A 14,011-nucleotide genomic window follows, 5' to 3' on the forward strand; every position below is an offset into this window, starting at 1 on the left:
TCCTCCGGATCAATCCAGCGGCGCGTTGGCGCGGACCCCGCGATAGATACCCCATCGCACGATCCACGGTCGCAGCACCCGGTCGAGCGACCAGCCGGGGAAGTGGAACGGCCGCCCGTTCGGTGCGAAGACGTCGAGGCCATCGGGCTGCGGGCCGAGCACCGAGCCCCAGCGCCGTCGGGGTGGGCGGTAGCTCCGCAGTTCGCGGCCCGCGATCTCGGCGCGGATATTGCGGGCGAGCAGCCCGTCGGCCCGATTGCGGGCGGAGCCGCGCAGCGGGTCGGTGGCGGCGACGTCGCCGATGGCGAAGACGCCGGGGTGGCCGGGGACGCGCAGTTCCGGTGTGGTGCGGACGAATCCGTGCTCGTCGAGCAGGGTGGCGGGGAGCCAGCCGGTGTTCGGGGTGGTGCGGCCGACGGTCCAGAGCACCGCGTCCGCGGTGCTGTCGGGCTGGCCGGTCTGCCAGCGCACGGGAGCGGTGGTGATGGCGTCGGCGGGTTCGTCCGCGCGGTGGCCGGGGTGCAGCTCCACCCCGAGCGCGGTGAGGGTGTGGCGCAGCCGGTCCCAGATGCGCGGGTGGTGCGCGGTGAGTGCCCGGTCGCGCGGGAAGTAGAGCGCGATCCGCTTCTCCGGCCAGGTGCGGGCCAGGTTGGCGGCGGTGCCGACCGCGGCGGCGCCGCCGCCGACCACCGCGATCCTGCGTGCCGCGCGCAGTTGCTCGTGGGCCGCCCGGAGCTGCTGCGCCACCTCGGTATCCGAGCGCAGCTCCGGTACCCGCCAGAAGCCGTTGCGCACACCGGTGCTGATCACCAGGATGTCGTACGGCTCCTGCTTTCCGGCCCCATCGGCATCCCGGAGCGTCACGGTTCGCGCCGCCAGATCGGCGCCGGTCAGCGTGCCATGCACCGTGCGCACCCGGTCCAGCCCGCGGAACCGGTCGAACGGAATCCAGTAGTCGCGCGCCCACTCCCGCGGCCGGGTGAGCCGGAAGCCCAGCTCCTGCCCGCTCACCAGCCCCGGCGCCGCCGAGACGCCGACCACCTCGAAGTGCCGGGCCAGCCGGATGGCGGTGAGCACGCCGCTGTCCCCGAGCCCGGCGATCAGCACCCGGCGCCCGGCGCGTGCGCCGCCCGTTTCGGTCACCGTCAGCCCCGGCGCGGCGGCCGTGGCACGAAGCGCGGAACCCGCTCCACCACCGCGCCGTACTCCGGCCTGCGCTCCAGGCTGCGCTGCTCCATCATCGGAATGCTCGCGCCGAGGAACATGGCCAGCATGGCCGCGGCCCCGAGCCAGAGCCACCAGAACTGGCTCGGCGCCGCCGCGATCCCGAAGAGCGCCATCGCCACCCAGAACCCGAACTCGCCGAAGTAGTTCGGATGCCGCGACCACCCCCACAGCCCGCGATCCATGACGTCGCCCGGCTGCCTATCCCGGGCGAACCGCCGCAGCTGGGTGTCGGCCGCCAGCTCCAGCCACACCGCCGCCAGCCCGACCACCACGGCCGCCCCGGTGAGCCAGGCCAGATCGTCCCCGTTCGCGGTGACCGCCACGTACACCGGCAGCATTCCGGCGAAGACGATCACCGTGGGAATCAGGTGGATGGGGAAGAGATCGGCGAGGAACTCCCCGCGCCCCGCCCGCTCCCGCAGCTGCGGGTAGCGCCAGTCCTCGTGCCGGAGCCCCGGGAACGAGAGCACCCAGTTCGCCGTCAGCCGCACCGCCCACACGACCACCACCAGCGCGATCAGCGCGCACCGCACGGTGTCGGCCCCCGGCGTCTCCAGCCACCAGTAGAGCAGCAGCAGTGGCGGGATGACCGACCAGTACGGGTCGTAGCAGCTGGAATTTCCGACGGCGCGGCTGCAGGCGAAGATCACCAGGGTGGCCAGGATGTCCGCGATGAGCGTGTCCAGCCAGAGCATGCCGGTGTCCGGCCCGGCCACCAGCCAGGCCGCCGCCACCGCGACGGCGAGCACATAGGCCCCGGTCACCACGGCGAGCGAGCGCGCCCTGCTCGTTCGGATGGACTCCATTCCGGCCTCCCGCAGCGCCGTGCCGGGTCGGCGGTGAACCGGCTGGAGCGGAAATGTAACACGTTTCAGTTCTGCTGGCCGGTGTTTGCGTTCGAGCGCGCTCGAATCCGTAGCGTCGCCGCCATGACGACACTGAACTGGATCATCACCGGTGCTTCCAAGGGCTTCGGGCGGGCGCTCGCCGAGGCCGCGCTGGCCGCGGGCGACACCGTGGTGGCGGCGGTGCGCAACCCGGACAGCATCGCCGACCTGGCGGGCGACGCCCTGCTTCCGGTCCGGCACGATGCCCGCGACACCGCCGCCGCGGCCACCCTGGTCGACGCCGCCCTCGAGCGGTTCGGCCGGCTCGACGTGCTGGTGAACAACGCGGGCCGCGGGCTGATCGGCGCCGTCGAGGAGGTCGGCGACGCGCAGCTGCGCGACCTCATGGACCTGCATCTCTTCGGCCCCGCCGCGCTGGTCCGCGCCGCGCTGCCTGCGCTGCGCGCGCGGCGCGGCGGCACCATCGTGCAGATGAGCAGCCAGGGCGGGCGGATCTCGTTCCCCGGTGTCTCCGCCTACAGCGCCTCCAAGTTCGCGCTGGAGGGCTGGTCCGAGGCGCTCGCCGCCGAGGTCGCGCCGTTCGGGATCAGGGTGCTGCTGGTGGAGCCGAGCCGCTTCCGCACCGCCTTCAACGCCGAGCTCGAGTTCACCGAGGTGGCGGCCGAGTACCGGGACGCGCTCGCCGCGATGCGCGCCGATATGGCCGGGGTGGACGGCGCACAGGAGGGTGATCCGGCACAGGCCGCGGCCATCATCGTGCGGCTCGCGCACAGCGAGGAGGTGCCGCTGCGGCTGCCGCTCGGCGGGGAGGCCGTGGAACGGCTCACCGCGGGGTACCGTCGCGACCTCGCCGAGGTCGAGCGCTGGGCCGAGACCGCCCGCAGCGCCGATTTCGCCGACGCCGCTCCCGCCGTCCGCCCGTTCTAAACTGAACCGATGGCGACCGACGAACTCATGGACCGGGCGCTGAGCATGCTCGGCGACGAGGACGACGCCGCGGCCTCGATCGAGGTGCTGCACCGCCTGGCCGAGGCGAGCGAGCCCGCGCAGCCGCTGTCCATCGCGGAGGTGGCCGAGCTGCTCGACATCTCGCCGCACACGCTGCGCTACTACGAGCGCGCCGGGCTGGTCGAGGTCGGCCGGGACAGCGCCGGCTATCGCCGCTACGACGCCGAGGCCATCCGCAGGCTGGTCTTCATCACCCGGATGCGGCTCTCCGGCATGCCCATGCGCGACCTGCAGCACTACGTCCGGCTGGTCGACACCGGCGAGGACACGGTGCCGGAGCGGCTCGACATGCTGCTCGAGCACCGCGACACCATCCGCCGCCGCATCCGCGAGCTCACCCTCTCGCTGGCCGCCACCGAGTACAAGATCGCGACCTACGGCGGGCGCGCCGGGTCATAGCCGTCCGCGTAGCTCGGCGGCCCGGCGGGTGAGGTGGTCGCGCTCGGCCAGGATGTGCGCGGCGCCGGCGGCCTCGACGTACAGCCGCACGGCGGTGGCGAGGTCGCCTGCCCGCTCGTGCAGGTAGGCGGCGGAGGCGAGGTAGCGGGGAAGCGCGGGATCCAGCTCGGCGAGCGCGGCCAGCCCGGCCCGCGGGCCGTCCGCCGCACCGAGCGCGACCGCGCGGTTCAGCCGCACCACCGGGCTGCCGGTGAGCCGGACCAGCTCGTCGTACCACTCGACGATCTGCACCCAGTCGGTCTCGCCTGCGGTCTGCGCGTCCGCGTGCAGCGCCGCGATGGCGGCCTGAGCCTGGAATTCGCCGAGCCGGTCGCGAGCCAGTGCGGCCTGCAGGATATCGATCCCCTCGGCGATCAGCGGGCGCTGCCAGCGGCTCCGGTCCTGCTCGGCGAGCGGGACCAGGCTGCCGTCCGGGCTGGTGCGGGCCGGTCGCCGCGCGTGATGCAGCAGGAACAGCGCCAGCAGCCCGGCGACCTCGGGATCGTCGCTGATCGCGGCGAGCTGCCGCGCCAGCCGGATGGCCTCCGCCGCGAGGTCGACATCGCCGCTGTACCCCTCGTTGAACACCAGGTACAGCACCCGGAGCACGGTGCCGAGATCGCCGGGGCTGTCCAGCCGGACCCCGCTGACCGTGCGCTTGGCGCGGCTGATCCGCTGCGCCATGGTCGCCTCCGGCACCAGGTACGCCCGCGCGATCTGCGCGGTGGTGAGGCCGCCGACCGCGCGCAGCGTGAGCGCCACCGCCGAGGCCGGGGTCAGCTTCGGGTGCGCGCACAGGAAGTAGAGCCGCAGCGTCTCGTCGGTGCTCGCCGCGGGCCCCGGCTCCGGCTCGTCGAACACCATGACCTCCCGGTTGCGCCGGGCGGCGTCCGAGCGGGCGAGGTCGAGGAAGCAGCGCCATGCCGTGGTGATGAGCCAGCCCTTCGGGTCGGCGGGCGGCTTGGCCTGCCAGGTGCCGAGCGCGCGGATGAGCGCCTCCTGCACCGCGTCCTCGGCCGTCGCGAAATCCGCTCCCCGGTGCACCAGCGCCGCCAGCACACCGGGGATCAGCTCGCGGAGCTCGGTCATCACTCCGCGGTGGGGCCGTGCGCGGTCATCAGCGGCCGGATCTCCAGCCACTCCTGGATCGGGATGCCGTCTTTGCCCGGCGCCGCGGAGAGCTCGCCCGCCAGCTCCAGCGCGCGGTCGTAGGAGTCCACGTCGATGATCATCCAGCCCGCGATCAGATCCTTGGTCTCGGCGAACGGGCCGTCGGTGACCGGCGGCCTGCCCGGCCCGTCCGAGCGCACCCAGGTACCGGTCGCGGTGAGCGACTGCGAATCCACGTACTCGCCGTCGCGCTCCAGCCGGGCCGCGAAATCCTCCATGTACCGCACGTGCGCCGTGATCTCCTCCGGCGTCCACCGGTCCATGGGCACGTCGTGCACCGAGGCGGGGGCGCCGCGGTAGTGCTTCAGCAGCAGGTACTTGGCCATGTCGTGCTCCTTCGTTCGGTTCGTGTACCCCTGGGACGGAGCGGCCCGCGCGTTCTCGACATCGCCGGGCGATATTTTCTCCGGATGGCGATCCAACGCATGGACAACGTGCTCATCGTGGTCGAAGATCTCGACGCCGTCATCGGCTTCTTCGTCGAACTGGGGATGGAGCTGGCGAACCGCGGCCCCGCCGAGGGGCGCTGGGTGGAGCGGATCATCGGGCTCGACGACGTCCGGCAGGAGGTCGCCACGCTGCGCACCCCCGACGGGCACGGCAAGGTCGAACTCGCGCAGTTCCACGCCCCGGCCGCCCGGCGCAGCACCCCCGTCGACGCGCCGACCAACACGCTCGGCCTCCGCCGCATCATGTTCGCCGTCGACGACATCGACGACACCGTCGCCCGGCTCAGCGCCCGCGGCGCCGAACTCGTCGGCACCATCGAGCGCTATGAGCAGCTCTTCCGCCTCTGCTACCTGCGCGGGCCGGAGGGGATCGTGGTCGGGCTGGCGGAGGAGCTCTAGCCCCTGGCCATATCCACGAACCGGCTCAGGTGCAGCTGGTGCGCCACCGTGATGGTCGCGGTCGGGCCGTTGCGGTGCTTGCCGAGGATCAGGTCCGCCTCGCCGCCGCGCGGGTCGTCGCGCTCGAAGGCGTCGGGGCGGTGCAGCAGGATCACCATGTCGGCGTCCTGCTCCAGCGAGTTGTGCAGCGCGACGCCGTTCGCCACGAAGTTGTGTGTGCCGGGCACCGTGCCGTCGAAGACGTCCTGCTCGCCGAGGCTGGTGATGTCGACGACGCGATCCCAGAACACGTCGTTGGTCGCGAACATCTCGATGTCGGCGTCCTGCAGCACGTTCGCGACCCGGGCGAGCCGGGAGCGGCTGGGCGAGCGCTTCCACATGGTGGAGCCGCAGAACCGCGAGTTCATCGCGGAGGCGAACTCGCGGTGGGTCATCTCCTTCGTAGCGAGCAGCGTCTTTACCTGCGACCAGATCTCCTTCGGCACCGTGTCGACGTTGGTGTTGCGGGCCAGCGGCGCCAGCTGCTCGAGCGTGCGCTCCGCAGCAACGCCGCGGGCACCGTGGACGCCGACATCGCGGAGGAAGATCGTCTGGTTCTCCGAACCATCGACGGTGAGATGCCAGCACGGCCGATAGTCCGGCTTGCGTACCTGCTTGATGCGGCCGTGCACACCGACCCGCAGCAGCAGCTGCGCAACGTCGTCGACGAGCCGCCTGCTGGTCGAGGCGTAGTAGACGCGGGCCTGGTTGCCCTTCTCGTCCCAACGTACAGAGCCGTCGGTGGCCCACAGATGCCGCAGGAAGAGCGCGACTTGCTCGGTCGGCAGCGCGAAGATCCGCGCGGGTACGAACTTCTCATAGCTGCGCAACCCGAATAGCCCGAGGCCGTCGAGCCATTCCGCGATCGGGTTCCGCTTCCCGCGGGTGAGCCGATACGGGGCACGCAATCGAAGCGTGGTGACCCGGGCGGCGGGGTAGTCGTCGCGCACCGCGGCGACACCGAAGTGCTCGGCCGCCGTGCTGACCGCGGCGAGGTTCTCTTCATCGATGCTGGCGTACCGCACCGGCTGCCTGCGCACGCACGAACCGTCGCCGATCATGTGCGCGAGCAGGACCACCTCGGCGTCGGGCATGCGCTCGGTGTGTACCGGCTCCGGCACCAGGCGTGGCGTGGCCAGCCGATCGCCCACCCCGAGCCGGTCCAGCGGGATCCATCCGTCCACGGTGAGGAAAGGGTGGTTGCCGGTGGCCTCGACCTCGCGTCCCGACGCGAGACGCAGCCGGAACACCTCCTTGCGCCCGCTGGGGAACACCTTCACCATGGGCCGCGCCACCATGCGCATCCGCTCGTCCAGCGACCAGACCAAAGGCTGCTCTCCGGACTCGAGCAGCTCACCCAGCGTGCTTTCCGCACCGGTATCCGCGCGCAACACCCGGGCCGAGGCTGGCAGGCACCCCGATTCGCGCAGGTCAGACACCATGGGGCGCTTGTCGGTGCGCTGCTCCGGACCACGGTTCAGCTGGCTGATCGCCACCACCGGCACCTCCAGCTCCTTGGCGAGGAGCTTGAGATTCCGGGAGAAGTCGGAGACCTCCTGCTGCCTGGACTCCACCTTCTTGCCCGAGGTCATCAGCTGCAGGTAGTCGACGACCACGAGCTTGAGATCGTGCCGCTGCTTGAGCCGCCGCGCCTTGGCCCTGATCTCCATCATGGTGAGGTTCGGCGAGTCGTCCACGAAGAGCGGCGCCTCGCTGATCTCGCTCATCCGCCTGGCCAGCTTGGTCCAGTCGTCGTCGCTCATCCGCCCGGAGCGCATATCGCCCAGCTTGATCTTCGCCTCGGCGGAGAGCAGCCGCATGACGATCTCGGTGCGGCTCATCTCCAGCGAGAAGATCACGCTGGCCAGCCCGTTCTTGATCGAGCAGCTGCGCATGAAATCCATGCCGAGGGTGGAGTTGTGCGTCGGCACCATGGCGCGGCCTGCCAGGTACAGGTGCTCGGTGTTGTCGACCTCGACGCAGCGCACGGGGACGCTCGGGATCGGGCGGACGTCCACGATGTAGCGGCACTCGGAGCGCGTGCTGCTCGCCACGGCCCGGCGCTGCTTGTGCAGCAGCGCCTTCCGGTGCAGGCCGAACACCTCGTCGTCGGTGGCGAAGGTGAGGATGGAGGCGGTGCTGCTCTGCTCGGTGCGGCCGTCGGCCCTTCCGGTGCTCAGCCGCACCCGGTAGCCGAGGCTCACCACGAGCTCTCGCACATCGGCGGCGAGCCGCTCGTCGACCGCGCTGAACTGCACCGAACCGCCGGATGTCACCGTGCCGTTGGTATCGAGCAGGCCGGCCAGCAGCGCCCGCCGCTGCGCCTCGGACCCGCGCAGGTACGGGCCGGGAATGTGCTTGGCGTTCAGCACACCGAGAGTCCGCAGCCGAGCCTGGACCGAGCCGACCGCCCGGCGGCAGCCCTGGCACAGCCGGAGGCCGATGGACGGGCCACCGCGCTGCGGGCAGGCCGGAGCCGCGACCGGCGCCGAGACGAAGCGGGCCCGGCCGCCGCAGGTGCGCACCAACCCCTCACCCTCGATCCGCACCGCGATCTCCGGGTCGGCGCTGGTGCGAGTGGCGCTGTCGGGCGAGCCGTCGCCGAGCCAGGCCCCGAGGGTGTACGGGGGCACGGGGAGGTCGGCGGCGGGGAGGTCGAGGGGGCGGGTGGTGCGGATGGAGTGGTTGATCCGGCGGTCGGCGGTCTCGCAGCGGAGGGTGGCGGCGATCTGGGCGGTGGTGCGCACCGCGGCCGGGGTGCGGCGGGAGCGGCGCGAGGCACGGGTGTCGGTGAGCCACTGGTGCTGTTCGTCGGCGACCAGCACGGTGCCGTCGGAGAACTCGACCTCGTAGCAGGGCCTGCCGTGCAGCACCTCGGTCGCGGCGACCACCCTGGTCGGCCTCCCGTCGGCGTCCAGCAGCAGGTCGCCCGCGCGCACCTCGCCCATGGTGGTCCAGCCGGTCGGTGTCGGCAGGGGGGTGTCGAGGGCAAGCGCCTTGCCGACGCCCGGACGGGCCGCGACGATGATCATCTGCCCCGGGTGCAGCCCATTGGTCACCTCGTCGAGCTCGGAGAACCCGGTGGGCACGCCGAGCGAGATGCCACCGCGGCTGGCGATGGAGTCGATCTCGTCCATGGTGGGCTGGAGCAGCTCCTCCAGCGGCAGGAAGTCCTCGGTGGTGCGCCGCTCGGTGACCTCGTAGACCTCGGCCTGGGCCCGGTCGACGACCTCGGCGACGTCCTGGCCGTCGGCGCCGGCGTAGCCGTACTGGACGATCCTGGTGCCCGCCTCGACGAGGCGGCGCAGCACGGCCTTCTCGGCGACGATCTCGGCGTAGTAGCCGGCGTTGGCGGCGGTGGGTACGGTCTGGGTGAGGGTGACCAGGTAGGGCGGGCCGCCGATGCGCTTGAGCTCGCCGCGGCGGTCGAGGGCGGCGGAGACGGTGACCGGATCGGCGGGCTCGCCGCGGCCGTAGAGGTCGAGCACGGCGTCGTAGATGGCCTGGTGCGCGGGGCGGTAGAAATCGCCGGGGCGGATCACCTCGACCACGTCGGCGATGGCGTCCTTACTCAGCAGCATGCCGCCGAGCACCGACTGCTCGGCCGCCATGTCGTGCGGCGGCTGCCTGCCGAAATCCTCGCCGGGGGCATCCGGCGGGTACTCGGCGTGCCCGCGGTCGTCGACGACTGCCACCTGACTCGACCGTCCTCTCTCCGCACGAGCGCGGCCCGTGAAACCACCTGCTGGTCCGCGACTGCCTCGGTTCTACCGCGTGGGTACGACAGGTCGTGGCTCGGCGCGCCGGGGCGGATCCGGAACGCCGCCGCCGGAACCGGAACGTCAGTTACCGCCGTGCCGCCACCCGGACGCCGCCGCCGGAAACGGCCGCGGCGATGAACCTAGGGGAGCCCGCGGACCCCTGCCAAACCGACTTGGGGATGTACCTGTGGATAACGTGGGGACTGTTAACCAATCGATGTGCAGCCCCTGGGGATAACTTGGGGAAAACGCAGGTCACAGCGCGAAAATGCCCAGATGAACGGCTATTTACGAGGTCTCACAGGTGTGGATCAAATTTACTGCGGCGTGTCGGGGGAGATGAACAGCCGGGCGTGTTGAGTGAACGGGACATGGAAGAAACATGACCTGAATCACAGCAGTGCCGGTCGGTTTTTCCGGTAATCCACAGGGCTGTCCCACAGTGGGGAGTGTGTGCAGGTGACGGCACCGGGAAGGTTCCGCGCGGTAGCACCGGGGGTGAGGCTAATCGGCCGCAACCGGGAAGTGTGGCGGGATTCGCGCCGGCGCCCCCGCATGCATGACCGGGCGCGCGCACGGAGAGGCCGTTCCCGGAGATGCTCCGGGAACGGCCTGTCCGAGAGTGCGAATCAGCTCGCGGCGACGACCTCGACGCCGAGCTTGGCCGCCACGTCGGGGTGCAGGTGCACCACGATGTCGTGCTTGCCGGTGCTCTTGATGTGCGACTTCGGCAGCTCGATGCTGCGCTTGTCGATCACCGGGCCACCGGCGGTCTTGATGGCCGAGGCCACGTCGGACTGGGTGACCGAGCCGAAGAGCTTGCCGGAGCCCGCGGTCTTGACCGACAGGGAGACCCCGGTCAGCCCCTCAAGGGCCTGCTTCAGCTCGTTGGCGTGGCCGAGGTCGCGCACCCGGCGGGCATCCTGCGCCCGGCGGATGCCCTCGACCTGCTTCTGCGCGCCGCGGCTGGCAACGATCGCCAGGCCGCGGGGCAGCAGGTAGTTGCGGCCGTATCCGTCCTTGACCTCCACGGTGTCGCCGGGGGCACCGAGGTTGTCCACGTCAGCGGTAAGAATCAACTTCATCTGCGTGCCTCCTTCTCAGCGAGCGGTGGACACGTAAGGAAGCAGCGCCACCTCACGCGAGTTCTTGACGGCGACCGCGACATCGCGCTGGTGCTGGACGCAGTTGCCGGTCACCCGGCGCGCGCGGATCTTGCCGCGATCACTGACGTACTTGCGCAGCAGCGTCGTGTCCTTGTAGTCGATGTGCACGGTGCCGGTCTTGCTCTCCTTGCAGAACTGGCACGCTTTCTTCTTCAGCACCTTTTCGCGCGCGGGCGCTTTCGGCATGGTCTTCTACTCCGTTTTCATGTGGCCCTGATCGCCAGGGCCGGGAAGCCGTTCGTCAGAACGGCGGTTCGTCGTCATTGCGGCCGCCGCCCCCGAAGGAGGAGCCTGCCGCGGGCGCGCTGCCCCAGGGATCGTCGTCGGCGCTGTTGGTGCCACCGCCGCCGCCACCCCGGTTGCCGCCGCCCCCGCTGTTCGCGTTGTATCCGCCGCCCCCGCCGGAGCCACCGCCGAAACCGCCGCCCCCGCCACCGCCGCGGCTGGTCTTGTTGACCTTGGCCGTGGCATACCGCAGCGACGGGCCGACCTCGTCGACCTCCAGCTCGACCACGGTGCGCTTCTCACCCTCGCGGGTTTCGTAGGAGCGCTGCTTGAGCCGGCCGCTGACGATCACCCGCGCGCCCCTGGTGAGGCTCTCGGCGACGTTTTCCGCGGCCTCCCGCCAGATATTGCAGCGCAGGAAGAGGGCCTCGCCGTCCTTCCACTCGTTCGAATTGCGGTCGAACACGCGGGGGGTGGAGGCCACGGTGAAGTTCGCCACCGCCTGGCCCGCGGGTGTGAATCGGAGTTCGGGGTCGGCCGTCAGGTTTCCGATGACGGTGATGACCGTGTCGCCTGCCATTGTGGTTCCTCCTGGAGAGGGGGGATCAGCGATTGCTCGCTCGGTTGCGCTAGAGCCTAGAGACAGGCACCGACGCATTCCGAAGGGGCAGCGGCGCGATTACTTCTTGCCGTGGCGCAGCACCTTGGTGCGCAGCACCGTCTCGTTCAGGCCGAGCTGGCGGTCGAGCTCGCTCACGGTCGCCGGTTCGGCGGTGAGGTCGACGATGGCGTAGATGCCCTCGGCCTGCTTGCTGATCTCGTAGGCGAGCCGGCGGCGGCCCCAGATATCGACCTTGTCGATCTTGCCGCCATCGGTGCGGACGACGCTGAGCAGATTTTCCAGCGACGGACCGACGGTGCGCTCATCCAGGCTCGGATCGAGGATGACCATCACTTCATATTGACGCACGGACCATTCACCTCCTGTGGACTCGAATCGGCCACGGACGTTCCGTGGCAGGAGGGTCGTTGCGTCAGCAACCCGGCAAGGCTACCCGACCGGCCCCTGACCGGCGAAATCGATGCCCCGCCTGCGGTAGCGCCCCGGCGCAGTGCCGTACGCGCGCTTAACGCCTTGGCGAAGGCGAACTCGGAGCCGGTGAGCCCCGGTCGCGGCGCGATGGGGGTCCGTGGGGACGACCCCGTCCCCACGGACCCCCTCCTCTAGGGTGGGCCCCATGCCGAACGAGCGCCGGGTCACCCGCCGTGCGGCGCTCGCGACGGCGGTGCTGCTCCTCTGCGCCCTCACCCTGATACTCGGCTACCTGAACAAGGCCAGGTGCGCGGGCGCCCCGTTCCACCCGGACGGCCGCAGCGCGGTCTTCGACATGGCCAAGGACGCCGACGTCTGCTATTCCGACATCCAGTTCCTCTGGCTCGGCCGGGATATCGACAACCACGTCTTCCCGTACATCGACGGAACGATCACCCCGGACGGCGCGCTGATCGGCGGCGTCGTCGAGTACCCGGTGCTGAGCGGGGTGCTCATGTGGCTGGGCGCGCTCCCGGCGCACAGCGATGCCGAATTCCTGCGCTGGTCGGCGCTGCTGCTCGCGCCGTTCGCGCTGCTCACGGCGTGGATGCTGGCCCGGCTCGCCGGCGGCGCCGCGCTGCTGTGGGCGATCGGCACTCCGCTGGTGCTCTACGCATTCCACAACTGGGAGCTGCCGGTGGTCTGCGCCGCGGTGGCGGCGGTGTACGTGGTGGCGGTGCCGCGCTGGTCGCTGCGTACCCGCGGGGTGGCGGCGGCGGTGCTGCTCGGGCTCGGCTTCTGTCTCAAGCTCTATCCGGGGATCTTCGTGCTCCCGCTCATGGCGTACGTGCTCACCGGCGGCGCCGAGCCGGACGGGAAACGCGATGTGCGCGGCGCGCTGCTCACCGGCGCCGCCGCGGCGGGCACGGTAATCCTGGTGAACCTGCCGTTCGCACTGGCCGGGTTCGAGGGCTGGCGGGCGTCCTTCGCCTTCCAGCAGCTGCGCCGCGCCGACATCACCACGAACTCGCTCTGGTACTGGGGGCTGCGCCCGCTCTATCCGGCGAGCGAAGCGGGCGAGGAGAACTTCCAGCACACCGTCTCGATCGCCTCGCCGCTGCTGATCCTGGTGTCGTTCGCGCTGGCGCTGTGGCTGGGGTGGCGGCGCGGGCGGAGTACCGGGGTGTACCCGTGGATCGGCGTGAGCGGCGCCATGCTCTGCGGTTTCCTGCTCTTCCACAAGGTGCACAGCCCGCAGTACACGCTCTGGCTCATCCCCTTCCTGGTGCTGCTGGTGGTGCCGTGGTGGCTGGTCGGCGCGTACCTGGTGGCGGATGTGGCGATCGGGGTCGGCGTCTTCCGCTACTTCTACGCGCTCGGCACCGGCGAGGGGGTCGAGCCGCTGGAGAACGTGGTGCAGTTCGGGGTCTGGGGGCGGGCGGTGCTGCTCGCGGTGTTCTTCGTGCTGTTCGTGCGGGCGGCGCAGCGCGACGACCGGGTTACTTCCGCGCCTCGCGCCACTGCATCCCCCAGCCGTACGCCTCGTCCAGCGCCTGCTGGGCCCCGCTGATGTAGTTCACCTCGCGGCGCACCGAGATCCGGCCGCCGGTATTGCCGATCAGCGCGATGGCGCAGGAGCGGGCGCCGTTCACCGGGGAGTCGAGCAGCACCTCGATCTGCGGGCCGCTGGTGGGGACGAGCGTGACCACGCCGTCGGCGGCGGCCCAGTTCGGCACGCCCTCGTAGATGAGGGCGAAGATCAGCACCCGGCGGAACTGTTCGGGGCGGCCGAGATCGATGCGCATGGTCTCGCCGCCGACCGAGCCGCCGCTGCGGTCGTCGCCGTCCAGCTCGATGAAGGGCGGGGAGCCGAGCGAGCCGTAGTTGTTGCCGAGCGCCTGCACCACGCCCTTGCTGCCGTCGGCGAGCTCGTAGAGGCAGCCGAGGTCGAGGTCGATCGAGCCGCCGCGCCGGAAGAGCCGGGGCTTGCCGCTGGTCCAGCGCAGGTTGACGCGCAGAACGCCCTGCGCTTCCCCCGGTTTGGCGAGGTCGACGCTCGGCGCCGCCTTCGAGAGTGTCACCTTGTTCAGGTCGACGCCGCCGGCTCCGGCCCGGTTGTCGGCCGCCATCGCCATCCCCCTCCAACTCGACACGGTGGTCAGGTGGCACCGAGCCTAACGCGCGCGACCCCGGAAATGCCCGGAGCGGCAGCGAAAATTCGCTGCCGCTCCGGAGCGGGTACCGCGCG

At 70.9% G+C, this 14,011-nt stretch carries 14 protein-coding genes; 4 read left to right on the forward strand and 10 right to left on the reverse strand.

All coding sequences use genetic code 11. The annotated features are described in order from the left end of the window. Window positions 1-9 precede the first annotated feature (9 nt). Both NH2_RS05385 and NH2_RS05390 read right to left on the reverse strand, forming a co-directional pair. On the reverse strand, window positions 10-1,143 hold the full coding sequence (locus NH2_RS05385; RefSeq protein WP_067648962.1) for an FAD-dependent oxidoreductase: 1,134 nt from the start codon (window positions 1,141-1,143) through the stop codon (window positions 10-12). Window positions 1,144-1,145: 2 nt separating this feature from the next. Beyond that, complete coding sequence (locus tag NH2_RS05390; RefSeq protein WP_084505228.1) at window positions 1,146-2,033, reverse strand: DUF1295 domain-containing protein; 888 nt, start codon at window positions 2,031-2,033, stop codon at window positions 1,146-1,148. A 123-nt stretch (window positions 2,034-2,156) separates the two neighbouring features. Between NH2_RS05390 and NH2_RS05395 the strand changes: the two genes are divergently transcribed. Both NH2_RS05395 and NH2_RS05400 read left to right on the forward strand, forming a co-directional pair. Continuing rightward, the gene (locus NH2_RS05395; protein WP_067648965.1) at window positions 2,157-3,002 is read left to right on the forward strand and encodes an SDR family NAD(P)-dependent oxidoreductase; all 846 of its coding nucleotides are present in this window, start codon (window positions 2,157-2,159) and stop codon (window positions 3,000-3,002) included. Between the two features lie 9 nt (window positions 3,003-3,011). After that, window positions 3,012-3,482: a MerR family transcriptional regulator gene (locus tag NH2_RS05400; RefSeq protein ID WP_067648968.1), complete on the forward strand. Its 471-nt coding sequence runs from the start codon at window positions 3,012-3,014 to the stop codon at window positions 3,480-3,482. Here NH2_RS05400 and NH2_RS05405 read toward each other — a convergent pair. Next, the gene (locus tag NH2_RS05405) at window positions 3,477-4,610 is read right to left on the reverse strand and encodes an RNA polymerase sigma factor (protein ID WP_067648971.1); all 1,134 of its coding nucleotides are present in this window, start codon (window positions 4,608-4,610) and stop codon (window positions 3,477-3,479) included. The two genes, NH2_RS05400 and NH2_RS05405, sit on opposite strands and share 6 nt — an antisense overlap. Continuing rightward, window positions 4,610-5,017: a YciI family protein gene (locus NH2_RS05410; protein ID WP_067648974.1), complete on the reverse strand. Its 408-nt coding sequence runs from the start codon at window positions 5,015-5,017 to the stop codon at window positions 4,610-4,612. Before NH2_RS05410 ends, NH2_RS05405 begins: the two co-directional genes overlap by 1 nt. Before the next feature lie 84 nt (window positions 5,018-5,101). On the opposite strand from NH2_RS05410, the gene NH2_RS05415 reads away from it, so the two are divergent. Then, complete coding sequence (locus tag NH2_RS05415) at window positions 5,102-5,539, forward strand: VOC family protein (protein WP_067648976.1); 438 nt, start codon at window positions 5,102-5,104, stop codon at window positions 5,537-5,539. On the opposite strand, the gene NH2_RS05420 is transcribed toward NH2_RS05415, so the two are convergent. The 5 genes from NH2_RS05420 to rpsF all read right to left on the reverse strand — a co-directional run bounded on the left by NH2_RS05420 (window position 5,536) and on the right by rpsF (window position 11,700). Further along, a complete protein-coding gene (locus NH2_RS05420) occupies window positions 5,536-9,273 on the reverse strand; it encodes a replicative DNA helicase (RefSeq protein ID WP_067648979.1) in 3,738 nt (1,245 codons plus the stop codon). The two genes, NH2_RS05415 and NH2_RS05420, sit on opposite strands and share 4 nt — an antisense overlap. A gap of 695 nt (window positions 9,274-9,968) precedes the next feature. Further along, entirely contained in the window at window positions 9,969-10,424 is a 456-nt protein-coding gene (gene rplI, locus NH2_RS05425) for a 50S ribosomal protein L9 (protein WP_067648982.1), read from the reverse strand. 15 nt (window positions 10,425-10,439) lie between these two features. Beyond that, on the reverse strand, window positions 10,440-10,691 hold the full coding sequence (rpsR, locus tag NH2_RS05430; RefSeq protein WP_067648985.1) for a 30S ribosomal protein S18: 252 nt from the start codon (window positions 10,689-10,691) through the stop codon (window positions 10,440-10,442). Between the two features lie 55 nt (window positions 10,692-10,746). Beyond that, window positions 10,747-11,310: a single-stranded DNA-binding protein gene (locus NH2_RS05435; protein WP_067648988.1), complete on the reverse strand. Its 564-nt coding sequence runs from the start codon at window positions 11,308-11,310 to the stop codon at window positions 10,747-10,749. Between the two features lie 99 nt (window positions 11,311-11,409). Continuing rightward, window positions 11,410-11,700, reverse strand: coding sequence for a 30S ribosomal protein S6 (rpsF, locus tag NH2_RS05440; protein ID WP_067648991.1), 291 nt, complete (start codon window positions 11,698-11,700; stop codon window positions 11,410-11,412). A 268-nt stretch (window positions 11,701-11,968) separates the two neighbouring features. Between rpsF and NH2_RS05445 the strand changes: the two genes are divergently transcribed. Further along, on the forward strand, window positions 11,969-13,333 hold the full coding sequence (locus tag NH2_RS05445) for a glycosyltransferase family protein (RefSeq protein ID WP_067648994.1): 1,365 nt from the start codon (window positions 11,969-11,971) through the stop codon (window positions 13,331-13,333). Here the strand turns inward: NH2_RS05445 and NH2_RS05450 are convergent. Beyond that, entirely contained in the window at window positions 13,263-13,892 is a 630-nt protein-coding gene (locus NH2_RS05450; RefSeq protein ID WP_084505255.1) for a TerD family protein, read from the reverse strand. The two genes, NH2_RS05445 and NH2_RS05450, sit on opposite strands and share 71 nt — an antisense overlap. Between the last annotated feature and the right edge of the window lie 119 nt (window positions 13,893-14,011).

The organism is Nocardia harenae NBRC 108248 (assembly GCF_001612885.1).
GTDB lineage: Bacteria > Actinomycetota > Actinomycetes > Mycobacteriales > Mycobacteriaceae > Nocardia > Nocardia harenae.